The organism is Syntrophales bacterium (assembly GCA_023229765.1).
Taxonomy (GTDB): domain Bacteria; phylum Desulfobacterota; class Syntrophia; order Syntrophales; family UBA5619; genus DYTH01.
On sequence record JALNYO010000023.1, the window covers coordinates 31,093 to 53,451 of the forward strand.

General features: G+C 49.1%; 21 protein-coding genes. 6 read left to right on the forward strand and 15 right to left on the reverse strand.

The window, feature by feature from the left end; genetic code table 11:
- Positions 1-82: 82 nt before the first annotated feature.
- Positions 83-1,864 (forward strand): DUF2339 domain-containing protein, encoded by a 1,782-nt coding sequence (locus M0P74_12065; GenBank protein MCK9364317.1) that lies wholly within the window; start codon positions 83-85, stop codon positions 1,862-1,864.
- 171 nt (positions 1,865-2,035) lie between these two features.
- On the opposite strand, the gene nrfD (M0P74_12070) is transcribed toward M0P74_12065, so the two are convergent.
- The 12 genes from nrfD (M0P74_12070) to M0P74_12125 all read right to left on the reverse strand — a co-directional run bounded on the left by nrfD (M0P74_12070) (position 2,036) and on the right by M0P74_12125 (position 14,871).
- Positions 2,036-3,232 (reverse strand): polysulfide reductase NrfD, encoded by a 1,197-nt coding sequence (nrfD, locus tag M0P74_12070; GenBank protein ID MCK9364318.1) that lies wholly within the window; start codon positions 3,230-3,232, stop codon positions 2,036-2,038.
- 1 nt (position 3,233) lies between these two features.
- Entirely contained in the window at positions 3,234-3,980 is a 747-nt protein-coding gene (locus tag M0P74_12075) for a 4Fe-4S dicluster domain-containing protein (GenBank protein MCK9364319.1), read from the reverse strand.
- Positions 3,980-4,726: a cytochrome c3 family protein gene (locus M0P74_12080; GenBank protein MCK9364320.1), complete on the reverse strand. Its 747-nt coding sequence runs from the start codon at positions 4,724-4,726 to the stop codon at positions 3,980-3,982. Before M0P74_12080 ends, M0P74_12075 begins: the two co-directional genes overlap by 1 nt.
- A 35-nt stretch (positions 4,727-4,761) precedes the next feature.
- Complete coding sequence (gene nrfD, locus M0P74_12085; protein ID MCK9364321.1) at positions 4,762-6,036, reverse strand: polysulfide reductase NrfD; 1,275 nt, start codon at positions 6,034-6,036, stop codon at positions 4,762-4,764.
- Positions 6,037-6,051: 15 nt separating this feature from the next.
- A complete protein-coding gene (locus M0P74_12090; GenBank protein MCK9364322.1) occupies positions 6,052-6,954 on the reverse strand; it encodes a 4Fe-4S dicluster domain-containing protein in 903 nt (300 codons plus the stop codon).
- Positions 6,944-7,441 (reverse strand): hypothetical protein, encoded by a 498-nt coding sequence (locus M0P74_12095; GenBank protein MCK9364323.1) that lies wholly within the window; start codon positions 7,439-7,441, stop codon positions 6,944-6,946. The genes M0P74_12090 and M0P74_12095 overlap by 11 nt, the downstream gene beginning before the upstream one ends.
- A 184-nt stretch (positions 7,442-7,625) precedes the next feature.
- Positions 7,626-10,229: an FAD-dependent oxidoreductase gene (locus M0P74_12100; GenBank protein MCK9364324.1), complete on the reverse strand. Its 2,604-nt coding sequence runs from the start codon at positions 10,227-10,229 to the stop codon at positions 7,626-7,628.
- A 339-nt stretch (positions 10,230-10,568) separates the two neighbouring features.
- Positions 10,569-11,480, reverse strand: a complete 912-nt coding sequence (locus tag M0P74_12105; protein ID MCK9364325.1) for a phosphatidylglycerol lysyltransferase domain-containing protein — start codon at positions 11,478-11,480, stop codon at positions 10,569-10,571.
- Positions 11,477-11,920 (reverse strand): GNAT family N-acetyltransferase, encoded by a 444-nt coding sequence (locus tag M0P74_12110; protein MCK9364326.1) that lies wholly within the window; start codon positions 11,918-11,920, stop codon positions 11,477-11,479. The genes M0P74_12105 and M0P74_12110 overlap by 4 nt, the downstream gene beginning before the upstream one ends.
- A 176-nt stretch (positions 11,921-12,096) precedes the next feature.
- The gene (gene ccsB / locus M0P74_12115; GenBank protein ID MCK9364327.1) at positions 12,097-12,939 is read right to left on the reverse strand and encodes a c-type cytochrome biogenesis protein CcsB; all 843 of its coding nucleotides are present in this window, start codon (positions 12,937-12,939) and stop codon (positions 12,097-12,099) included.
- Positions 12,940-14,319, reverse strand: coding sequence for a cytochrome c biogenesis protein ResB (locus M0P74_12120; GenBank protein MCK9364328.1), 1,380 nt, complete (start codon positions 14,317-14,319; stop codon positions 12,940-12,942).
- A gap of 240 nt (positions 14,320-14,559) precedes the next feature.
- On the reverse strand, positions 14,560-14,871 hold the full coding sequence (locus M0P74_12125; protein MCK9364329.1) for a cytochrome c3 family protein: 312 nt from the start codon (positions 14,869-14,871) through the stop codon (positions 14,560-14,562).
- A gap of 387 nt (positions 14,872-15,258) precedes the next feature.
- Between M0P74_12125 and M0P74_12130 the strand changes: the two genes are divergently transcribed.
- From M0P74_12130 to M0P74_12150, 5 genes are read left to right on the forward strand one after another with little or no spacing between them, the layout of a single operon-like run.
- Positions 15,259-15,939, forward strand: a complete 681-nt coding sequence (locus M0P74_12130) for a GntR family transcriptional regulator (protein ID MCK9364330.1) — start codon at positions 15,259-15,261, stop codon at positions 15,937-15,939.
- A gap of 33 nt (positions 15,940-15,972) precedes the next feature.
- The gene (locus tag M0P74_12135) at positions 15,973-16,515 is read left to right on the forward strand and encodes a 2-oxoacid:acceptor oxidoreductase family protein (GenBank protein MCK9364331.1); all 543 of its coding nucleotides are present in this window, start codon (positions 15,973-15,975) and stop codon (positions 16,513-16,515) included.
- Between the two features lie 26 nt (positions 16,516-16,541).
- Positions 16,542-18,296 (forward strand): NAD(P)-binding protein, encoded by a 1,755-nt coding sequence (locus tag M0P74_12140; GenBank protein MCK9364332.1) that lies wholly within the window; start codon positions 16,542-16,544, stop codon positions 18,294-18,296.
- Positions 18,293-19,444 carry a pyruvate ferredoxin oxidoreductase gene (locus M0P74_12145; GenBank protein MCK9364333.1) on the forward strand — a complete coding sequence of 384 codons (1,152 nt, stop codon included), beginning with the start codon at positions 18,293-18,295 and terminating at the stop codon, positions 19,442-19,444. The genes M0P74_12140 and M0P74_12145 overlap by 4 nt, the downstream gene beginning before the upstream one ends.
- 2 nt (positions 19,445-19,446) lie before the next feature.
- The gene (locus M0P74_12150; GenBank protein MCK9364334.1) at positions 19,447-20,322 is read left to right on the forward strand and encodes a thiamine pyrophosphate-dependent enzyme; all 876 of its coding nucleotides are present in this window, start codon (positions 19,447-19,449) and stop codon (positions 20,320-20,322) included.
- Positions 20,323-20,605: 283 nt separating this feature from the next.
- Here the strand turns inward: M0P74_12150 and M0P74_12155 are convergent, their stop codons facing one another.
- The 3 genes from M0P74_12155 to M0P74_12165 all read right to left on the reverse strand — a co-directional run bounded on the left by M0P74_12155 (position 20,606) and on the right by M0P74_12165 (position 22,225).
- Positions 20,606-21,253 (reverse strand): DUF2959 family protein, encoded by a 648-nt coding sequence (locus tag M0P74_12155; GenBank protein ID MCK9364335.1) that lies wholly within the window; start codon positions 21,251-21,253, stop codon positions 20,606-20,608.
- Positions 21,254-21,340: 87 nt separating this feature from the next.
- Complete coding sequence (locus M0P74_12160) at positions 21,341-21,670, reverse strand: hypothetical protein (GenBank protein ID MCK9364336.1); 330 nt, start codon at positions 21,668-21,670, stop codon at positions 21,341-21,343.
- 69 nt (positions 21,671-21,739) lie between these two features.
- Positions 21,740-22,225 carry a Spy/CpxP family protein refolding chaperone gene (locus M0P74_12165; GenBank protein ID MCK9364337.1) on the reverse strand — a complete coding sequence of 162 codons (486 nt, stop codon included), beginning with the start codon at positions 22,223-22,225 and terminating at the stop codon, positions 21,740-21,742.
- Positions 22,226-22,359: the final 134 nt, after the last annotated feature.

The following is a 22,359-nucleotide window of genomic DNA, read 5'->3' on the forward strand; positions in this document are numbered from 1 at the left end:
AAAAAAAAGCGGGGATCCCCCGCTTTTTTACACTGGACCAATAACTCAAAAAACATAAAAAATACGACTCAAGGCGGAGAAGATGAACGACAGACTATCCTCTCTTGAATCCACCGTAGAACAGGTCGCCAAGCGGTTGGATGAACTGGTGCTGAAGGTGGATGCGCTTTCAAAAATGGTCGATCTTTACGGATCGCTACCGGTTAATACCGATGCGACGTCCCCGGATGACTCGCTCCCCGACGCATCGGAGGCGATGCTTTCATGGGTGGGCCGTTCCTCGCTTTTGCAGCGTCTTTCCACAATGTGTTTTCTTTTGGTCATCGCTCTGATTCTGCGCACCGTTACCGATAGCAGGGTGATAGACCTGCCCTTCGGTTCCCTCATCGGCATGAGTTACGCCGCCATTCTTATGTTTATGGGCTGGCGGAGATATAAGAGGGAAAACCAGCTGGCGCCCGTCTTCACCGTGTGCGGAACTTTATTGATGTTTACAATCATTGTTGAGGCGCATGCCCATTTTGGCATTCTTTCTTCTGTATCATCTTACATCATGCTGATTCTGACCGGTCTCGGCGCCGCGACAATCAGTTATGTCTATCGGGTTCCGGCTCCAATCGCCATAGGAAACCTCGGCATGTGCGTCTCGGCCGCGGCGATCGATTATCCCTCTCCTTATTTCCCCTACCTGGTGATTGTCCTTCTGACGGCCAATCTGTTGGGTTACTTTACGGCCCGAGCCCACCGGTATGTCTGGCTTCGCTGGATATTGCTGCTGGTTACACTTTTCATGATCACCCTCTGGGGAATCAAGCTGGGAATGGCGCTGCGGGGCGACGAAGGCATAACAAGGACACTGGCGCAGACCTGGTTCCTGCCGCTTTTGACCATTTTCTCGTCAACATACGTGATAACGTCATTAATGGGGATCATCAGAACCCTCCCGGACAAACTAAACAGATTTGAACTCGTGCTGCCCACCATCAATGTTGTCTGGGCATTCGCGCTGGCCCAGTACGTCGTGTCCGCCACGGGTGGCGGCATACTGATTCTCGGCGCCCTCGGGGCAGCCGTCGGATTCGGGCATCTGGCCGTAGCGCCCTGGCTGGCGAACTGGGATCAAAAAGGGGCGCACGGGAGCAATGCATTCGTTTTTGCCGGGTCGTTGTTGCTGGCGCTTGCCTTACCCGTAATTGCAGACAACACATTACTGTATCTGCCCGTATTGGCGGCGGTTGCGTTCTGGACATCGGTCATGTCGGCAAAATGGGGAAGCGGCAGCGCTCGCTTGACATCGTACCTTTTGCAGATTTACGCGAGTATAACAATCGCGACAGCGCTGCTCAGTGGGGGAAAGCCCAACTCATTTTTGATAAACGTAGTTTCCACAGCCGGAATCGCCTGTTTGGGGCTTTTGCAATACCGATGGTTGCGTAACACAACGCCGCCTGAGGAATCGGCCTTTTTTTCGAAGATCGACAAAGGCGATTTCAGCGCTGTAACGGTTTTGCTGGCCGCCCTGCTGAGCGCCTTTGTCTTGTTGCGGGTTATCCTTCAAAAAGTAACAGTCACGTTTTTTGTTCCTGCTGATGTGAGCAATATCATCCAGGGAAGCCAGTCGGTCATCATCAATATATCAGCCATTGTCCTGATGTCAATCGCGCTGGCAAATCGCAGCAGGGAATTGCGCAATGTGGCCATCCTGCTAACGACAGTCGGCGCCATCAATGTTTTTCTGTATGACCTTGTCCTTGGGTACGGCATACCGCTGGTTCTCAGCGTCCTCTCCTTCGGTCTTGCTACGGCGGTAGAATCGGTAATCTTGAAACGCTGGCAGCGTCTGCCAACGCCCGGCCGATCATAACAATAATACCCCAGCAGAAAAACGTTCTCCCAACTTTTCTGCCGATTTATTATGTCTATACAACCTGAGCAGTTACGAATTATTTGCTGCGGTGTAGCTATCAGTGCATATATCACCCCCCGCATTGAGCGCACAAAGACGATCCGTCCCAATGTGGGGGGGTCCAATATTTTAATTGCCCGTCAATTCTTCCTTCTTCCACGGAGGCAGCAGCTTAAGAAGGATCGAAAGAATCACAAACGGAATGATCAGCAAAACCAGTGCAACGAGAAACCCTTCAATGCCCATCATTTCCATTTTATAGGTAGTCAACCCCCGGAAACTCTTAGAGAACAGTTGTCCGCCGATCACCACATTCCAACGGGTGCTGAAGATCCCCAGCTGAATCAGCAATCCGCAAACAAAATAAAGCAGTTTCCGCACCTCTTCTTGTAGCTTCAATATCTTGATTACCGCCAGGACAAAAAGAGGGAGCAGCATGCCGAGCAGAATCTGGAGCACCACCAGGCTCATGAAAAGCTTAGTCGATACCAGTTGGGAGAGGATCTTGATCGACTCCTCGCTTTCATAAAGCCGGTGGATGAAATCGAGCACCTCGATCGAAAAGTCAACAATGACTGCATAGAACAGAAAGGAAGCCACCTTGTCGAGACATTTCATGTCAATCTTCCCGCCCAGAAGCGGCTTGACAATCATATAGAGCAGCATCACCATCGCAATTCCCGAGACAATGGCCGAGAAGAGAAAAACAACCGGCATCATCACGCTGCTCCACCAGGGATTTGCCTTGATCGATCCGAAGATAAAGCCTACATATCCGTGGAGCAGAAAGGCTGATGGGATGCCGATGATTGTAATGACCTTTACCGTCTTCTTGTCAAAGGCGACAGCTTTTTCACTGATGTCGGTCGAAAATAGGGAGAGGAGCTTCAGCAGCCACTTTCTCAAACCAGTCGTCTCGGAAGACCAGACGATCATATCCCGACGGTATTCAAAATAGATTTCCAGCAGAAGCACGAGCATCAAATACCAGAGGTAAACGAAACCGAACATCGCCATCGCCGAGGTTAGATTAGGGGTCATGAACATCTCATAGGAGCGCTCCGGCCGGCCGAGGTGGAGCTGTAAAGGCAGCGGCGCGATCAGCATAAACGCAAGCGCCGTCAGCATTGCCAAGCGGTAGGTTGGCTGGAGCTCCTTCACGTTAAAGACCTTGACAAGTGAGGCCAGAATGAAAGCCCCGGCCACCAGCCCCGTAATATAGGGATAGACGACAATCAGGATCGACCACTGAATGTCGATTTCGTTCGGGTAGATAAAACCCATCACCTGCCTGGAAAGTTCCGTGAAACGCTGGACCGCTTCCATATCAGTTAACCTCGCCATCAAGATTTGCATAATAAACTTTGGGATCTGTATTTAAGGACGGTTTAAGGACGTGTATCTTGTTCATCCGGCTAAACCTTCCCAAGGGACTGGCGATGCTTTTCAGGTCGCCGAAAACCCTGGCCTGCTTCGGGCAGACCTCGACGCATACCGGGAGCAACCCCTTCACCAGACGATGATAGCAGAATGTGCACTTGTCGGCGACACGGGTTTCCGGATGCAGGTAACGGGCCCCGTACGGGCAGGCCTGGATGCAGTATCGACAGCCGATACAGCGTTTGCTGTCCACGAGGATCACACCGTCGTCGGTTTTAAATGTAGCCCCTACCGGGCAAACCTGAACGCAGGGCGGATGATCGCACTGATTGCAGAGCTTGGGCACAAAAAAACTGCGCAGCACCTCCTTTTCTGGAAAAACATCCGGCATTTCAACGCTTTCCATATTGATGGTATTGACGTAAACGGTATTGTCCGTCTTGATCACATACCTTTCCACCCAAGTGCGAAAGTAGAAAGGAGCGGCAGGCACATCATTTTCAGTTTTACAAGCCTGCATGCAGCGACCGCAACCAATACATTTGTCAATATCGATCCCCATCCCGTAGTAGTGTTTCGTGGTATCGTAGTCCTTGTTCAGGATGGTTGCCCAAGCGTCTGCGGTAAGCCCGCCCATAATTCCGCCAGCCGAAATAACCCAGCAAAGATTTTTCAAGAAGTCTCGCCGCTCCATCAGATTCCTCCTAACGTATGTGGATAGTGGCACTGCCAGCAAACATATTTTTCACCATGCGCGTTCATATCAACAGTCGGAACGCCCTTCCGGGGTGAAGCCTTGTCATGGCACTGTCCGCAAAATTCGCGCTTGTCGGGCTTTGTCGGAAGCACCGTCCGGGGAGAGGTTTTGTGCTTATCCGGCGTAGAGTGGCAAACGGTGCATTCAATCAGCGCGTGATACGAAGCGGCCTTTGCCCGTTCGATCTGCGCATGACAGGCGTTACAGGAGTGAGGAGTCGTAGGCGGCTTTGGGTTATGCGGGTTATGGCAACTGATGCAAGGCTTCCTCGGGTTGTGAGTATCCGGATTGATCTGCGGAAAACCTGTCGGCCGTGAGGCGTTGTACTGATGGCAATAGACGCAGTAGTCGCGCTTTTTCGGCGATGTGGGTTTTACCTCCGTGGGATTATCGACATGTTTTTGGGATGCGCCGTGGCAGGATTCACAGGATAAATCCCGATGGTAGCCGATCTTTTTGATTTCCGGCTCCTTATCATGACATTGCGCGCAGACCTCAGCGCCTGCATACTTGATCCCTTTGGCCGCTTCGCGCTGGGTCGAAGAGAGTTTCTGGACAGCAGGATCCTTAATTTCCGGGGGGATTATAAATTGCCGGATCACCAGCAAAACCACTGCCAAAACTAAAAAGACAACTATAACCCTTACCGCCTGTTCCGGCAGTTTTTTAAAAAAATCCACCATGCCAGCCCTCCGCATCCATTATTGCACAAATTTATTCAACTATTTTCTGAAGTTTTCCTTATGGATTGATCCCGTTCGTATTGAGTTCTGCCAGCTTCATGGGCATATTTAGAGTGTGAGAAATCACCCCGCTGAATAGGGATGGCGATCCTCATGAACAGCGTAAAGATAAAAAGTCCGAAGGCCCATATCCCGAGTGAAATGGCTATTTCATTGATATTCGGCAGGTACTCGTAAATCTCGCCGAGCGGATCGGGAATAAAGCCGGGAACGATCAGGCCGAGCCCCTTTTCAATCCATACCCCAACGATAATCAGCAGTGAACCAATATTGAGGGTGATCAGATTCTTCCGGGTTGCGGGAATCAGAAAGATCAAAAAGGCGGTAATATTCATCACCATAGCCGACTGGATCCAGGGGACCAGCGAATCATGACCGTGCAGACCCTGAAAGAGATACTGCATCGGCGCCAGGTGAATGGTACCCGAATAATACTCCTTGAAAAGCTCGGCTCCCAGCAAAAACAGATTGATGAACATCGCGTAGGCCATCAACTCGGCGACCTTGAACAGCGCCTCGTTCTTGATTTTCAGCCCGGCCGTCTTTCGCAAAATCTGGAAGATGATCAGCGCCATCGCCGGCCCCGAGCAAAAGGCGCTGGCCAGAAACCGGGGCGCCAGAATGGAGGCGTTCCAGAAGGGTCGAGCGGCGAGTCCATTGTAGAGGAACGCGGTAACCGTATGGATGCCGACCGCCCACGGAATTGATAATAAGACAAGGGGAATGACGTACTTTCTGACCGGTTCCTTGCCGAAGTAGGTCTTGACCAGAATATAGATCGGAACGATGGTGTTCAACACCAGATATCCATTCAGAACGATCACATCCCAGGCCAGCAGGGAATCGGGAAAGGCGAGAATGCCGATGAAGGGAATGATATGCCAGAAGCGGTCGGGTCGGCCAAGGTCGGCCAGCACAAACATCAGGGCCATGATAATCGCCGAAGCTGCCAGGAGTTCCCCCAAAACGACGATTTCCTTGATGGGATCGAAGTGGTAGATATACGCCGGGATAACGAGCAGCACTGCTGCGGCGGCAACGCCCACCAGATAGGTGAAGTTGCCGATATAGAGACCCCAGGAGACCTGGTCCTTCATGTTAGTTACGATCAGCCCCGCGTCCAGTTGTTTTATGTAGAAGGCAATGGCTACACCGATGATGGCAAGCAGGAAGGCGCACCAGAGATAGTAAACCTTTGTCCCCACAAATACCATCCGAATCGTTTTTTTAAAAAATATCCAGGCTTCCATTCAATCCTCTAAAGGCTATGCGGAAAAGAAGTAATAAAACTTGGGTTCGGTGTTCAAATCTTCCTTTAATCTAAATACTCTTTTATTTTCAATAATGTACCTTATCTCACTATCAGGATCGAGCAGATTCCCGAATTTTCGGGCGCCTGTGGGACAGGCCTCAACACAGGCGGGGTAACGCCCATTGCGGACCCGCTGAATGCAAAATGTACATTTTTCGACGACATTCTTCATTCGTGGACGGTTTCCCAGATAATGCACCTCCGTATTCAGCTCTTCCGGGGGGATATTGGGCTCACCCCAGTTAAAGACCCGACCTTTGTAGGGGCAGGCGGCAATACAATAACGGCAGCCGATGCACCAGTTGTAATCGACAACGACAATGCCGTCCGGTTCTTTCCAGGTGGCATGGACAGGACATACGCGCACGCAAGGAGGATTTTCGCAATGCTGACACTGAACCGGCATATACTGAAAACCCGGTTCAGGCACTTTTTCAGGGTTGTAGTAATGTTCGGTATTTTCGAGGTTGATCAAGCTGCCATCCTTCAGGCGGACAACCCGGATCCATTGGAGCTGAGGATTGATGCGGGACTGGTTGTTCTCTTTCACGCAGGCGTAAACGCATCTTCGACACCCGATACAACGCGACAGGTCAAGACCGTAGCCCCAGAGTACCGCGGCGTCGGCTGGCTGAGTAGAGATATGGAATTTCTTCCCATATTTCCGAAAATATGTCTCCTCAAGCCGCCGGATGGCCTCCTTTTTTTCCGCCTCCGTCATCTCCCGAAAATGTTTCTGGAGAAACGCTTCCACTCGGGCCTGGGTGCACGACAAGCTTCCCAGTGAAAGCGCCGCCATGGCGCCCATGGACATCATCTTCATGAAATCTCTTCTGGTTTGAGATCTATCTTCCATTTTTCCGTTCCGGTTTTATGGGTGGTGGTTCCGGTTTCAGGGATTTAAATTTGGGGTCATGGGGATTATGACAATTTACACAAAGGAAATAGACCCTTTCCCCTCCCTTGAAATAGCCAATCCTTTTACCGTGGATGCCTACTTTCCAGTCACGGTAGATATTTCCGTGGCACTGTCCGCAAAGCAGGTGCGACTCCGTAAACTGAATTTTGTCCCCATTGGCCAACTTCAGCTTATCCCTGTCTGTGGGATTGTGACAATCCAGACACCAGCGATCATTTTCCGCATGGTGGAGTTTGATGTTGGCATGCTCGTCCTTGAGCTCTCTTTTTTTTGCGTTCACTTCCATCCCTGCATGGCAGTTGCTGCAGGGGAATATACCCTCTGTCAGAGGGGGCGTGGAAACCGGATATTCATTATGGCGAGCCGCAAATACCGGCACGCCAAACGCAATAATTGCAAACAACAACAGAGGAACGATTTTCATGGCCTTCGTCCGTTATCTCCTAATTATCATTGTTCATATATATTATTTTAACGTTCCCCTGAGATGAACGTCCCTTAGGATTGTACGGCGAAACTTCTGGCATTTAGCCAACTATAAGTCAAGCATTATTTCGTATAGTACCGCGGTTTGGGAGCGTCATTGAAGTAAGCCTTGCGTAATTTCATCAGTGTTCCTTAAGGTTAAGAAAAGTTGAATCGCGACCGAAGATAAGTGAAAGAAGCCAGTCGAAAACAATGCGCACTCTATTGAAAACGCCTGTTATCAGTAGGGAATAAGCGCCCATCCAGATCAGGCGCGCCGAGAAGCCGTATAGCCGGATACGGTAAAAACGGAAAACTGCTTTCGAGTCGCCAAGGGAAACAATCTCCCCAGAATCTGTGTAACGATAAGCCTTCTTGCTCCGGCCCCTGATGTCGGCTATGATGTTATAGGCAACGATCTTTGCCTGACGAACCGTCGTATGGGCCCGCGGCGGTATAGGTTGGGCCGATTTGGGGTTCTCAAAGTGGGCGCAATCACCCAAGGCATAAATTCCCGGAAAACCTTCCACCTCCAGATATGTATTCACCTTGACTCTGCCCAGATTATCCGTGGGCGCCTCCACCGCGGCAATCAGTGGATTGCTGACCATCCCGGTTGACCACAGGATCGTGGCTGTAGAGATAACCTCCTCATCATTGATTTCCATGTGTCCTTCCCAAGCGCGAGTCATGCGACTGTTTGTTCGCACTTCAATTCCCATATCTTCAAGTTGCTTCATAACATATGCGCCCAATTCATGATCCATGCGCTCTACTACCTTTGGCCTCGACTCTATCAGCATGATTTTGATATTGTTCGGGTTTATACCCTTGTAGTAGCGAATGAGATTCTTGAAGATGCAGTCTCTCAATTCTGATACCGCCTGAATTCCGATGTATCCCCCGCCCACAACGACAAAGGTGAGCAGCTGTTTTTGCTTCTGCATATCTTTTTCGATTGCCGCTTGCTCAAAGACAGCAATGATATGGTTCCTTAACTTCATAGCATCGTAGAGGGTCTTCAAGGTGAAGACATGCCCGCCCTCCAGGTTCAATTGCGATTTGTCCGGCACGCTGCCCAGCGCCATCACAAGACAATCGAAATCCAGCACCCCCGCCTCTGTGGTGACTTGACGATTTATAAGATCTATTTTTTTTACCGTGGTCAGGATGAAATTGAATCGATCACGCCAATGCAATCTCCTGACCGGGTAAGAGATATGCCTGGTTTCGATGCTGCCCATTGCCACTTCGTGCAGCAGCGGTGTGAAAAGAAAGTAATTCTCGTCATTTACCACTGTTATCTGCACATTCTCATTTTTATTGGTGGATTTTACCAGATGCCGCAATGTATAGGCGCCGCCGAAGCCGCTGCCCAAAATTAAAACCTTGCGATCGCCCACATAAAGTTTTCTGGGCTGGTCCAGGGTCTTTTTAGTGACAAAGTTTTCCCCACTCTCCTTGACAAGCGCGGCAAAAAGCCTCACCAAAGAAGCTGGGCTGAATATTTTTTGGGCGATCCTTCCATAGCTGTAACTGCCGGTGAATATCCCCCAGGCTGCTTTGGTAAACGGCTGGCGTTCTGTCTTTTTTTCCTGCTCGTCGCCGATCAGTCTCTGCTGCGCCAGCATAAAGATCTTTGATTCCTTCACCCGATCATTTATGGAAAACAGCAGGTGTCCCCATTGGTTGTTCCAGCGCATATTATTGTAAATGGGACGGTAGTGTTGTCTAAATTCCCGGCTCGATACGCCATAATTAATGGCAGCATCTGCGGCGGCGCGGGCCATCGTCAATGAAGAGCCAATGCCATCCTTGTAAAGCCTTGTACAGGCGGCATCTCCTATGGCAATAAATCGGTCAGCATAATAATTACTGGCGGCCGAAAAGGATGTTTGGGGCCGGCAGCCACAGGCAATCTCGTATTTTTGAGGCAATATTTCCCTTACCACCGCATAATTCAGAAAATCCGCAATGGTTACTGGGTACTTACTGCTGCTTAACACTGATACATTGACAAAATCGCCTTTGGGAACAAGGGTGCCGAAGATCATCCCGGAATGGGGAATAAGAAAGGCGTGGGCAACATTGCCAAGCCGGGAACGCACATCGGCTGCGCCTAAATAAAGTTCGCTCATTGCCATTACGTTGGTTTCCGGCGGTCCATATGCTGTGCCCTCAATGAGCATCTTGGGGGCGTTTACCCCGATAGCCAATCCCAAGAGATCGTAATCAATTCGCTTCCCGGCTACCTCAATCCCGGCGCTCTCGCCCGTCCACAAACGGGCAACCCTTTCGTTTACCACCTCAATGCCGTTATTTTCCACTTGTCGCAAAAGCCAGCCATCAAAACTGATCTTTTTTTCATAATGGGAAACTCGCGGCCCTCCCCCGCGATAAACACTCATGATTTTTAGATCATTATCCGGGTTGCTGATGTCTATGGAGGCATAAGGGCTGTGCACGGCAAACCGGTCAATGATCGTCTGAATTACCTCGGGAGGCGGGGTGATGTTCAACTCGGCCATGTTTTTTATCAGGGACATTGAAATAATGCCGGCGCAACCCTTGCAGCCTTTAGGACCCAGGGCATCGAAAAAACGGTCCTGATAGATTGTGATCCGGGGATTCAATCCTTTGATATGGGCAAAATGACGAAGGTAAAGCGCAAAAAAACTCCCCGCCGGACCACCGCCGATAATTGCAATCCGGGAATCATTATCTATCTTATAGGATGGATGATTCATAGTTCTGTGATTATAGCAATTTGCTCAACCGATTGCCATAAATAAAAGATAAGTAATCTGCCCTCGCAGAGATGCAAAAATATTATCAACCAAGAGGCAATTGCAAAACCATTTGTCATTCCCGAATGTCTCTATCGGGAATATGGTTTTTCAGGCAGTTAGAACCAGATTATGAACATTAAACTTCGTTTTCCCGCTCAGAATCGTTGCGGGAATGACAAGAATGGGGAGTTTTGCAATTACCTCAACCAAGATTTGCCAATTTTTTAGAGAGAGGATGTAACTATAGGATCAACCAAGGATCATGCGGGGGATTTATATAAATTGGGGTCACATAATTCAACGCAGCTTCAAAGCGAAAGATTTGACGCGCATAACGGGATTATAGGAACGTTTGGATTCCGCCAGGTTGGGAAGATTCATATCGCTTTCCTTGTTTATATATTTAAAATCACTGAATAATCTTCTTGCGCATTCGTTATCAAGGAATTGATACAGGCCTTTAATCCCTGAAAAGGCCTTTTCAAAATTGAGCGTTCCGGTTGACCCGTTGAGCTTGGAACCAATGCCCAATGCCGAAACTTTATCATCGATGCGAATGAGGATGCCCATTGATTCAAGGTGTTCAATATTTTTCAGTGTTGTAACCAGGGCAGCCTTTTCACAGTAGAGGCCGAAGTCTTGATCAATGTCACAGTCTTGTTCTGCGCACCATATCTCCAAGAACTCGATACATTCAGCGCTTTGCTCCTGGCCTATCGCCTCTATGGAAACACGACCTCTGCCGAGGTATTCACGGGAAAACTGATTAATAAGATTACGTTTTTTAGAATACTTGTTGCCTTTAAGCAAACTCAGGTCTTCCGTCAAATAGACGTAGTCAGTAAATGCACTTTGCTCTTCCATGGAAAAAAAATCATCAAGCTCGGATTTTTTGAGATTCTCTATGTAGTCGCCAGGGGCAAAACGGTACTGCGTGAAGCCCAAATCCCCTGCGAAGCGGCTCAATTCGGCAGGCAAAAAGATCCTTCCCTTAGCAACGGGAAGTATCAGGTAGCGCTCCTCCGGATGGCCCTCCGGCTCCCCGGCAATAAAAAGAATCCCGTCTTTCACAATATAACTGCTTCTGTAATTCATAGTGCTCCAGGCGATGAGAGGCGCTGGAGAATAAATACTGAGACTATAGGGCTGCCCGGCAAAATAGGTCTTTATGAAATTGTAACTGGAAATATCAAGAGGTATGAAGTTCATTGTTTTTCGGCCATTAACATTGGCGTAGCGGAAACCATCTCCTTAAAACCGGCACGACTATAAAGAATTTCAGAACCGGGCTCAGCGATGAGACCAATCCAGGATATGCCGTCGGCATGAAGTATTTCAATGAGTTTCTGAATTATCAATGTCCCGATTCCCCTCATCCTGAAATCGGCACGAACAGTCAAATCCTGAATATAGGCGTCACTGATGCCATCGCTAATTGCCCTGCCCATTCCGACAATATCCTTATCATCGGCAGCGATTACAAAACAATGACTGCCGGAGATTAATCTCGCGGCCAACTGCTTTTGGCAATCATCCCCGGCATCCCACCACCCCTGTGCCCTGTATAGGGAGATAATCTGCCGGATTTGCTCTTCATCAGGTTCCCGAAGAACTGCACAGCTAAATTTGCTGTCATTAATGCTTGTCATTAAACATCGTCTCTATCGGATAGCTCGGCAACCTCTTTTCACTGCCTTCAGGATTGTCTCTGCCGCTTCATAGGCCGGGACCGAAATTACAGATATTCAGCGGCAAAGCGCCATTCATACAAAAGGAATGAAAACGATCAGAAGGGCATACCATCCTGGTCGTTATTCATTCTTTTCTATCCTCCGTAGCTGTGCAAACCCGAGAGAATCAGGTTGACTCCGAGGTAACAAAAGACCGTAGCCAGAAAACCCACGATCGAAAGGATCGCAGCTTTTTTCCCTTTCCATCCACGGGTAATCCTGGCGTGGAGGTAGGCGGCGTAGATCAGCCAGACAATCAGCGACCATGTTTCCTTGGGATCCCAGCTCCAGTATGTTCCCCACGCCACATTCGCCCAGAAGGCGCCGGTAATGATGCCGATCGTTAACAGGGGAAAACCAATGGCTATTGTTTTATAGCCTACTTCATCAAGCAGGTCGGAAGCGGGCAGATGAGCGAGAAACGCCCCTTCACTTTTGGAGGTGCGGTTTTCTGCCTTAACCTTGAACAGGTAGAGGAAGCTGACGCCGAAGGAAACGGCAAAGGCGGCATAACCCACAAAACATGTAACCACGTGGGCAATGAGCCAGTTGCTCTGTAAAGCAGGGACAAGGGGCTGTATCTCATTGGGATTAAGCGAAGCATAAGCCATAATGATAAACGGGAAAGGAGTTACAAAGGCTCCCGCCGTCTTGATCCCGAATTTTCTCTCCACGATCAGGTAGGTAACAGCAATGGTCAGGGCGAAAAACACCAGTGATTCATAAAGATTGGTAAGCGGCGCCCGGCCGATGCCAATCTGGTATGATTCATACCACCGGAGCAATATCGCTGCCGTCTCTATAATAACTCCGCCAAGCAGCGCCCCGGTGCATACCTTGCCCAGCATCTCCGATCTGAACGCCAGATAAGAGACATAAAGAACCATGGCGAAGAAATATACAAAAATAGATATGCCAAACAGCAGTGAATTAGTCATTTAGGAAACCTCCTGTAAACGCTTGGCGAGCCGCTTCAGTTCGCTTGCAAAAGCGTGTTTATTCTTGTTCGCCGTTCCGCCGGCGGTAAGCTCCGTCTTGCCCTTCTCGTCACTTCTTATCCTGATCCAGAGCTTCTTGTGCGACACGAAAAAGGCCAACATGATGCCGACCACCAGCATGATCGATCCCAGCCACACCAACCAGACGCCGGGATCTTTGGCAACCTGCAGCCCTGTGTATTTTTTCATATTGAAGCCCTTTACCACAAAGCTATAAGTGCCGTCGTGATTCACCCCGGGTTGGCCGGGGGTAATCCATATCCCCTCGGGCGGGGCGGCGGGGCTGTAGATGTTAAGGCCGATTGCCGGCCCTCCTTCGGAACCGTCGGGCAAATGAAAATGCTCCTGGTAATCTGCAACTTCGATGGTAAGGTTTGCGCCGGGAACAGCCGTTTCCTTGCGAAAGGGGGTAAATGCACTGCCCAAAAGAACGCCGTTCTTATCCATGACATCGAAGGTAATGTCGGGGAAACCGCCATAACTGGACTGGTAGAAGGTGATTCCCTGATAGGTCAGCGGATCGTTGACGCGGATGGTTTTTCTGATCACTTCCTTACCGTCCTGAATGACGGAAAGATCGCTCCGGTAATCCTTGGGCATGCCGTTGGGGTAAAAATCGACATTGAAGGAATTGCAGCGTACGGAGAAATTCAGGGTCTTGACTTCGTTTTTCCCGGCGGAAATGGCGGAGATCGTTTCCCCTTCGTAAACGTTCACATAGCCTTTGAACCCAAAAAGCGATCCGGTTATGGCACCCGCAAAGATAACCAAAATACTCAGGTGGGTAAGTAAGAAAGAAAGCCGGCTGTACTTGCCCGTCTCGAAAAATAAATGACGGGTATTTTCCACCTCGGTCACCAAGGGATGGACGGAGAAATCTTTACCAGCCAGGGCTATCGCCTGTTTTTCGACTTCCTCAGCGGGAAGGTTATATTTTATCTTCGTCAGATCGGCAGTCAGTTCCGCTTCGAGTTTGTCATCGAGAACGACGTTTTTCTTTTTCATCCCTCTGATGATGGCGGGATAGCGATCCATCGTGCAGGCGATGATGTTTAGCGCTAGCAGAGCCAGACAGGAAATGAACCACCAACTGTGGTACATATCCAGGAAGCCGAGCTTCCCGAAAAGCTCAACCGTCCCCGGGCTCAGGTAACTGTAATACTCCTGCGGCAGTTTGTTCTGTTCAATGACGGTGCCCAAAACTGAAACAATGGAAAGTATCAGCAAAAGAACAATAACCAGTTTGAGCGAAGTAAAAATATTCCAGATCCGGTCAACTATGTCCGGCCCTTTCTTTGGCTTTTTAATCTCTTCCGACATGATAATCTCCTTGCATGTCAAGTATCTGCAAAATCATGATTACTTATATATAAAACAAGCATCTTCAACGAAATAATGGCCAAAAAACGCCGCGAATAGCGAAAAGTAAAAGCCCCCGGCACGAAACCGAAAACCATGCGGGGGCTTCAATATTATCAGACGCGTCAGGCAACCGTGTAGCCAGCCTTCAATAACAAGGTAAAAAGGCAAACGCCGATCGCTTCCGTTCGTTCCCTAAGATTATTTCTTATGACACTTTGCGCACTCTGTGGTGCCGAAGGCCTTCTTCCCGTCGTGGCAGGTTCCGCAATTCTTGCCCGCCTTCATATCGGCCATGGTGATAGAACCGGCGGTCGTTTTCATCTTAAACACCGCGGTATGGCAAGATTTACAATTCAATTTCTTGTCCGCATGCGTTTTCCCGTCGAAGACCACCTTGCCTGAGCCCTTGCCTTCATATTCCACTTTTTTACCGGGACCAACAGCCAGAGAAACACTCGCAAGACTCAAGACAAACCCAGCGATAACTGCAAAAACCAAAAACCTTTTCATAAATACCTCCCTATAAAATTTATAATTCACCCCTGTGCCAAAAACCGCCACTCCAATGGGCGCGTTATATACGCGATCAGGAAGCTTAATGTCAAGATAATTTTCACTCAAATTGCCTCAACGAAAAGCTGTTCATGTCGCGCGGATTTCTACAAATCTCTGTAAATAAATTTACTTTTAAAATATTTTGAAAAATTGGTTGACTTTTAAAAACGCGGGGTACAGTATCCCGAAACAAAGAACAAACAAATTAGAGACTCCGGATAAGGAGCCGACTTAGGTTATTTGTACGTTTATCTACTTAACATTATGATAAATATTCGCAATAAATAAATGTTTATTATCTCGCTGCAGACCCTGCGAATAATAATAACGAGGTCATAGTTTATGGAGAAGCTTCTGATAAATAAAGACATCACCATTCGTAAAAAGGTTTACAGCTATATCCGTGAACAGATTTTAAGCGGCGCCATCCCCCCCAACAAACGCCTCATTGAAACAAAAATTGCCGAACAAATCGGAACTTCAAGAACCCCTGTGCGGGAAGCTCTTCACAGCCTTGAGCTGGAAAAACTTATTAAATCCATCCCCAGCGTAGGTTACGTGGTTAATCCGATCAGCGAGGAAGACGTAGCTCAAATATGCGAGATTAGAACGTTAATTGAAGGTTTGGCGGCCCGTTGGGCCATGGCAAAAGCCCATAAAGAACTGATTCTGGAGCTGTCAAAAAATTTAGCTGCCGCGGAAAAAGAGGTTGAGCAGGGAAACATCAAGACATTCGTCGAACTGGATGGGCAGTTTCATGAAATTATAGCCAAATTGAGTGGCAGTGAGCGTTTACTTGAATTGGCCCAGACATTGAGGGGCCACATGCTTAGATACCGGGCAAATAGTATAACAAAAAAGGAAGTCGCCGTAAGGGCCATTGCCGGCCATAAAATGATATTTGCGGCCATTGAAGCAGGCGACCCGCAAAAGGCAAATGCTGCCATTCGCTCCCACCTCGAACAATCAGCAATAGATACCAAGCTCTACGCCTTCCAAAAAAGCGATGATGATAAAAAATAATGTTTGGCGCTAAAGAAATGAGGGAAGCAGACGATGATAGAAATCAAATTTTATGGCAGGGGTGGACAGGGCGCGGTAATCGCATCGCAGATCCTGGCAAAGGTTTTTTTTCTTATGGGCAAGTACCCGCAATGCTTTTCCGTCTTTGGCGGGGAGAGGCGCGGCGCCCCTGTAGCGAGTTTTTTACGGGTAGATGATAAAAAAATCCTCCTTAAATGCGAAATTCGCCGTCCCGACGAGCTCGTTTACATGGCGCCGGACCTGGTTGACGAAAAAGAGGTTGAGGCAACACTGAAGCCGGGCGGGTTAATTCTCATCAACAATGCTCTTACAGATAATGAATTTAGCAACTTGAAAAAATTTCGCCTTGCCTTGGTTGACGCCCTCTCAATCTCCGAGAGCCTGGGCATGGGCGCTATGATCAACACTGCCATCTTAGGCGCATACGCCAAGGCCAGCGGCGCCGTGCCAATGGATTATCTGGAAAGAGCGATCAGAGAAACGGTACCCGCAAAGATTGAAGCGAATGTCGCCGCCGCAAAAAAGGCATACGAATTGACAAGATTTGTATCTTAATAATATAAATATTAAGGAGTTGGGTAATGAATCACTACGGCATAACCATTGAGGACTTAAAGCCGATATCCCCTTTCTCGCAAGGGTCAACGGAGTGTTTTTTAACAGGGCTATGGAGCAGCAAAAAACCCTTTTACGTGGAAAAGACCTCGCCCTGCCGCCAGGCGTGCCCGATAGGAAACGATATTGCAAAAGCCTTTTATCATGCCTCAAAAGGCGAATACGACAAGTCCCTGAGAATTTTTCGTCAGGACAATCCCCTGCCCGGCGTCTGCGGAAGGGTTTGCTATCATCCCTGTGAGCTGGCCTGCAACCGGAAGGATTTTGATGAAGCAATTAACATTCGCGGTTTTGAAAGGTTTTTGTCCGATCACGGCAAGGTTGTTGCAGAAGGGGATGCATCAATTCAGAAAAGAACAGAAAGGGTCGCCGTTATCGGCTCAGGCCCTGCAGGTTTGAGTGCCGCCTATCATCTGGCCAGGTTAGGTTTTTCTGTTACTGTTTTTGAGGCCCTGCCTGAGCCGGGGGGAATGCTTAGATACGGCATTCCCGAATACCGTCTTCCCAAAAGAATCCTCCAAAAGGAAATCGGCTATATTGAAAAGCGGGGAGTGACAATAAAGACCGGAATCCGGGTGGGCGATAACCTGTCCCTCGCTCAACTCAAGAACGATTATCAGGCGCTCTTCATTGCCGCAGGCGCTCATGGCGGCATGCGGCTGGGAATCGAAGGGGAGAACCTTCCCGGCGTTATGGAAGGCATAAGGTTCCTCAGAAATATCGGGCTGGGTGAAAAGGTAAAGGTAGGCAAAAACGTGGCAGTGATTGGCGGTGGGAATACCGCCGTTGATTGCGCCAGAACGGCGAGACGCACCGGCGGAAAAAATGTTACGATCATCTACCGGCGTTCCCGCGCTGAAATGCCGGCCTTGCCGGAAGACCTTGAATATGTTCAAAATGAAGGCATACAGATCAATTTTCTTGCTGCCCCGAAGCGTTTGATCGCCGAAAACGGCCGGCTTACCGGGATTGAGTGCCTGAAAATGAAGCTTGGCGCCCCTGATGCCAGCGGGCGGCCGCGGCCGACCCCTATCAAGGGCTCTGAATTTATAGTCCCGGTCGATACGGTAATAGCTGCCGTTGGACAGGTGCCAGAAACGGAATTTGTAAAGGAACTGGGCATATCGCTCCAAAGGGGCATGATTGAAATTTCCCCTGACACCGCGGCTACAAATATTGAAGGCGTCTTTGCGGGCGGCGACAGCGTCGGGGGAAAAGCCTTTGTAGCCGACGCTATTGCCAGCGGCAAGAAGGGGGCTTTAGCCATTGCCTGTTATCTGGATGGAAAAGATATAAAGAAGGAATTTGCAATCCTTCAGATTGGCGATCAACCCTCCTTCTCTTTTGCGCAATTGATGAACCCCGAAAATTACAGCGTTGATCTCAAAAAAATAATTCCCTATGACAGGATAAACACCCTCTGCTTCACGCACAGCGGCCGGCAGAATAATCCCGAGCCGTTGACGCCGCGAGAAGGGGTAAAAAGTTTTAATGAGGTAACGGGGGGGATTCCTCCGGCTCAGATGTCGGCAGAAATCGATCGCTGCTTTAAATGCGGGACCTGCACTCAATGCGATCTTTGTTTTCTGCTCTGCCCGGATATTTCCATCATCAAGACCGGGGGAAACGGGTATAGCGTGAAGGTGGATTACTGTAAGGGCTGCGGAATTTGCGCTACCAGTTGCCCGCGAAATGTGATTGAAATGGGAGGCGGCAAATGAAGATACTTCTACAGGGAAATTATGCGGTAGCGGAAGCGGTTCATCTTGCCCGAGTGCAGTTTGTAGCGGCTTATCCCATTACTCCCCAGACCCCGATCTACGAGCGACTCTCGGACATGGAATTGGAAGGGAGGCTTGCCGGGGTCATGATGCGGACAGAATCTGAGCATTCGGCCATGGCAGCCTGCATCTCGGCTTCATTAACGGGCGTGCGGACATTCACGGCAACAGCTTCTCAGGGAATCGCCCTGATGCACGAGATGCTTCATTTCGCCTCGGGAAACAGGGTTCCCATCGTGATGTGCAATGTGAATCGCGTTATTGCCATCCCCTGGGCCTTCGGCAGCGACCAGTCGGACAGCCTCTCCCAAAGGGATACCGGATGGCTGCAGCTTTATTGCGAGGATGCCCAGGAGGCGGTTGATACCGTCATTCAGGCCTATAAGATTGCCGAACAGGCGCTCTTTCCCGTTATGGTCTGCATCGACGGTTTTTTTACCTCCCATTTTCTGGAACCCCTCGAACTTCCGGAGCAGGATGCCGTAGATAGGTTTCTTCCACCATTTTCCATACCAACGCGTCTTGACACAAATAACCCCGCCTTCATTGGAAATGTGGTAAGTCCTGAACAGTACATGGTTTTTAGGCAGCGCAGTTTTGAGGATATGGAGAAGACAAAACCGTTGATAAAAGCGGTTGACAGAGAGTACCGGGAAATTGTGGGCCGGGGATATGATATGGTAGAAGCAGTCAATACGGATGGCGCCGAGATAGTCCTCGCCACGAGCGGCGCCATGACGAGCACGGCGCGCGTGGCAATCGAATCTCTCCGAGCCAAGGGTTACAAAGCCGGCTTGCTCAAGATGAAAGCTTTCCGGCCCTTTCCGACTCAGGAAGTGCAGGAGATCTTGAAAAATGTCCCCAAGATAGCCGTCCTTGACCGGAATATCAGCATCGGCAAGGAGGGAATATGGTGCCAGGAGTTGAAAGCGGCACTTTATCCGCTTGCGCATCATCCCCTGATAAATGGCTATATTGCCGGCATCTGCGGCGCAGATGTGTCGCCCGACATGATTGAAGATATTGTGATTGATACGCTCAATAAAGAAAAAGCAAACGATTTGCCTACATGGGTACGGAGGGATTAAAAATGGTTCCCGAACAGATGGAAAAAGAATACATGCGGACCGGACATATGGGTTGCCCCGGCTGCGGCGTAGCAACCACAATGCGACTTGCCTTAAAGGTTCTTGGTGAAAAAACGATCGTCGTTATCATCCCGGGATGTCATGCCGTGATAAGTGCAAACTATCCCAACAGCGTCCTTACCGTTCCGGCCTTCCATTCGGCCTTTGAGATAGCCGCCCCCACAGCGGCAGGCATAGCCAATGCGTTGAAACTCAGGGGAGATAACGATACCACGGTGCTGGCAATAGGAGGCGACGGCGGAACTTTTGATATTGGGCTCCAGTCCCTGTCGGGCGCTGCGGACCGGAACGAAAATTTCATCTATCTGTGTCTTGACAACGAGGCGTACATGAACACGGGCATCCAGTCCAGCTCCTCTACGCCTGAGAATGTCTGGACCATGACCACCCCGGGAGGAAGGCGGGGGAGAAAGAAAAATCTGATGCAAATCATCGCGGCGCACCGTTTGCCCTACGCAGCAACAGCCACGATGGGCAATCCCTTCGATTTGATGGAAAAAATAGAAAAGGCCAAGGCGGTAAAAGGCACCCGGTTTATCCATGCACTGGCGCCGTGTCCTACCGGCTGGAGAATGGCTGAAGATTTGAGCGCCAAAGCGACTATGTTGGCCGTGGAGACAAAAATCTTTCCCCTCTATGAGATCATTGACGGAACCCAGTACCGAATAACCCATGAACCTCAGGGGATACCGGTGAGCGAGTATACGAAAATCCAGGGCCGCTATCGACATTTCAAAGACGAGGAAATTGCATCCTTCCAGCGGCAGGTAGATGCGGATTGGGAAGAGCTTATTGCAAAAACAAAAATCCGTGCTTAAAAAAACAGCGTCTTGCGATGGAGGACAAAAATTATCTTGATAAACGAGCCAATTGCAAAACTCCCAACGCTGTCATTCCCGCGACGCTTCTGGGCGGGAAAACGAAGTTTAATGTTCATAATCCAGTTTTTAACTATTTGAAATCATGGATGCCCGACAAAAGCATTCGGGCATGACACGGAGTTTTGCAATTACCTCAAACGTAAAAAAGAACCTTTGATTCTGTGCCGAATAGTTTTTGACAAAGGGAACGATCAAAAGAATCACCGGCAACCCTCTGTGCCTATTTTTTCCCGCCATATAATTCCGCTTTTATCTCTTCCAGGGCGGTTATTACCGGCTTGAGGGATGCCTTTAACGAATCCAATTCCTGGACGGATTTTTCGGCGACGGGAGTGACAGCTTCAATCCCTTTAGGCGTCAAGTCGTTGGACAGGTACTTCTGAATTTCCTTCAGGTCCGTCAGACAAGCAAGGTACGATAGTTTTATTCCTGATCCTGCCGTAGGAACCTGATCATACATTTCTGCTAATTTCTTGCGGCGCTCTTCGCTGAGTTCGCGGATACGCGGATTAGTATAAGCGTCCCCCTGCTTTTCCCACTCTGCAAAATACTTTGTGCTTCGTAATTTCATTTCCTCTATATGTTTGATCACCAGATTGCCCTGACTCTCAAGATTGGCGACAGCGTCTGAATAGACGCCGAAGGATTTTTTCAGATCGGGTTGCGCTGACTTGATAAGGGAGTCAAGTGCTGTAGCCGTAACATCAATCTGGACACTGATTTTTTTGATATCGCTATCCACTTCCTCTATGGATTTGGAGGTTTTAACGGAGCGATCCATGCCGGTAGTTGCACACCCGTTCAGGAAAACGGCCGTGCCGAGTAGAAGCATGGTGAAAAATGCAAGGGAGCGATTTTCGCGTTTCATGATATTCTCCTTTTGATACTCATTAGTTGATATTGTGTTAATGGCTGCTCGATTCTAAACCCGCGCCGCCGCAACGAAGCAATCCCCTCAATACCCCCAGGGATTGATAACGATGGATGGTAAAAATATACTGATACCCGGCGGCGGAGGCGGTTCATAGATGACTGGCGGCTGGACATAAACTCGCGCCCTGTAGTTGGTATAAGGCCGATAAACACGCCGGCCACGCTCATACACATAGTGGCCGCGGTCATTACCACGGCCTCTTTGCTCATAACGGCTGTTGTCGTGTTTCCTTCCTTTATCCTTGCCGAGGGCCGGCGCCACGTTTATGCTGCCAATCATTGCGGCTAAAACAAGCCCCACAACAATCTTTCCTCCAATGGATCTAAAATTCCATGCACTTGCTGTTCTCATAAAGCACTCCCTTCTTGGATCGGTTCCAATCTCCGTTTTGGCGTCATCTTCAGTTTGCGGTATTGCCGATCATTTCCTCTTGGACTTTCCATATCTCCCCGTCCGAAATATCGCGTCGGTACTCTTCTTCTGTTCATCCGACATGCTGGAATAGAAAGCCTCAAAAGGCGGAATGAGCTTCTTCAGTTGCTCTAATTGGATTTCACTAATTTCGCTGTGGAATTTCATTGACTCGACAGCGTTCTTCGTCTTGGTGTTTTCAGCCTTGACCTTGGCAATGAAGGCATCCATCTCTTTCGCATTTTCCCGCATCACCCCGGTAAAGTTAATCCACAATTCTTCCTGAACCTTGGTGATCGAAAGCTCGCCTTGAAGCTGTTTGATCTGGGCCTCAGCATGTTCGACGGCAGAGGCTCTGACAACTGCCGACGCTTTCTTATTGACTGAGGCAGCAAAAGAAAAATTCCCATTGGCTAAAAATAGAGCGGATAGAAACACCGCCATCACAACCACAACTGTAGCTGGGGAAATAACTTGATAAGCCTTTAGTTTCATGATCTGTCTCCTTTAGTTTAATCTTTAGAGGTAATTGCAAAACTCCGTGTCATGCCCGAATGCTTTTGTCGGGCATCCATGATTTCAAATAGTTAAAAACTGGATTATGAACATTAAACTTCGTTTTCCCGCCC

Coding starts and splice junctions, on each gene's coding strand:
- M0P74_12065 (MCK9364317.1), top strand. CDS start 83: ATGAACGACAGACTATCCTCTCTTGAATCCACCGTAGAACAGGTCGCC.
- nrfD (MCK9364318.1), bottom strand. CDS start 3,232: ATGGAAGCGGTCCAGCGTTTCACGGAACTTTCCAGGCAGGTGATGGGT.
- M0P74_12075 (MCK9364319.1), bottom strand. CDS start 3,980: ATGGAGCGGCGAGACTTCTTGAAAAATCTTTGCTGGGTTATTTCGGCT.
- M0P74_12080 (MCK9364320.1), bottom strand. CDS start 4,726: ATGGTGGATTTTTTTAAAAAACTGCCGGAACAGGCGGTAAGGGTTATA.
- nrfD (MCK9364321.1), bottom strand. CDS start 6,036: ATGGAAGCCTGGATATTTTTTAAAAAAACGATTCGGATGGTATTTGTG.
- M0P74_12090 (MCK9364322.1), bottom strand. CDS start 6,954: ATGGAAGATAGATCTCAAACCAGAAGAGATTTCATGAAGATGATGTCC.
- M0P74_12095 (MCK9364323.1), bottom strand. CDS start 7,441: ATGAAAATCGTTCCTCTGTTGTTGTTTGCAATTATTGCGTTTGGCGTG.
- M0P74_12100 (MCK9364324.1), bottom strand. CDS start 10,229: ATGAATCATCCATCCTATAAGATAGATAATGATTCCCGGATTGCAATT.
- M0P74_12105 (MCK9364325.1), bottom strand. CDS start 11,480: ATGAACTTCATACCTCTTGATATTTCCAGTTACAATTTCATAAAGACC.
- M0P74_12110 (MCK9364326.1), bottom strand. CDS start 11,920: ATGACAAGCATTAATGACAGCAAATTTAGCTGTGCAGTTCTTCGGGAA.
- ccsB (MCK9364327.1), bottom strand. CDS start 12,939: ATGACTAATTCACTGCTGTTTGGCATATCTATTTTTGTATATTTCTTC.
- M0P74_12120 (MCK9364328.1), bottom strand. CDS start 14,319: ATGTCGGAAGAGATTAAAAAGCCAAAGAAAGGGCCGGACATAGTTGAC.
- M0P74_12125 (MCK9364329.1), bottom strand. CDS start 14,871: ATGAAAAGGTTTTTGGTTTTTGCAGTTATCGCTGGGTTTGTCTTGAGT.
- M0P74_12130 (MCK9364330.1), top strand. CDS start 15,259: ATGGAGAAGCTTCTGATAAATAAAGACATCACCATTCGTAAAAAGGTT.
- M0P74_12135 (MCK9364331.1), top strand. CDS start 15,973: ATGATAGAAATCAAATTTTATGGCAGGGGTGGACAGGGCGCGGTAATC.
- M0P74_12140 (MCK9364332.1), top strand. CDS start 16,542: ATGAATCACTACGGCATAACCATTGAGGACTTAAAGCCGATATCCCCT.
- M0P74_12145 (MCK9364333.1), top strand. CDS start 18,293: ATGAAGATACTTCTACAGGGAAATTATGCGGTAGCGGAAGCGGTTCAT.
- M0P74_12150 (MCK9364334.1), top strand. CDS start 19,447: ATGGTTCCCGAACAGATGGAAAAAGAATACATGCGGACCGGACATATG.
- M0P74_12155 (MCK9364335.1), bottom strand. CDS start 21,253: ATGAAACGCGAAAATCGCTCCCTTGCATTTTTCACCATGCTTCTACTC.
- M0P74_12160 (MCK9364336.1), bottom strand. CDS start 21,670: ATGAGAACAGCAAGTGCATGGAATTTTAGATCCATTGGAGGAAAGATT.
- M0P74_12165 (MCK9364337.1), bottom strand. CDS start 22,225: ATGAAACTAAAGGCTTATCAAGTTATTTCCCCAGCTACAGTTGTGGTT.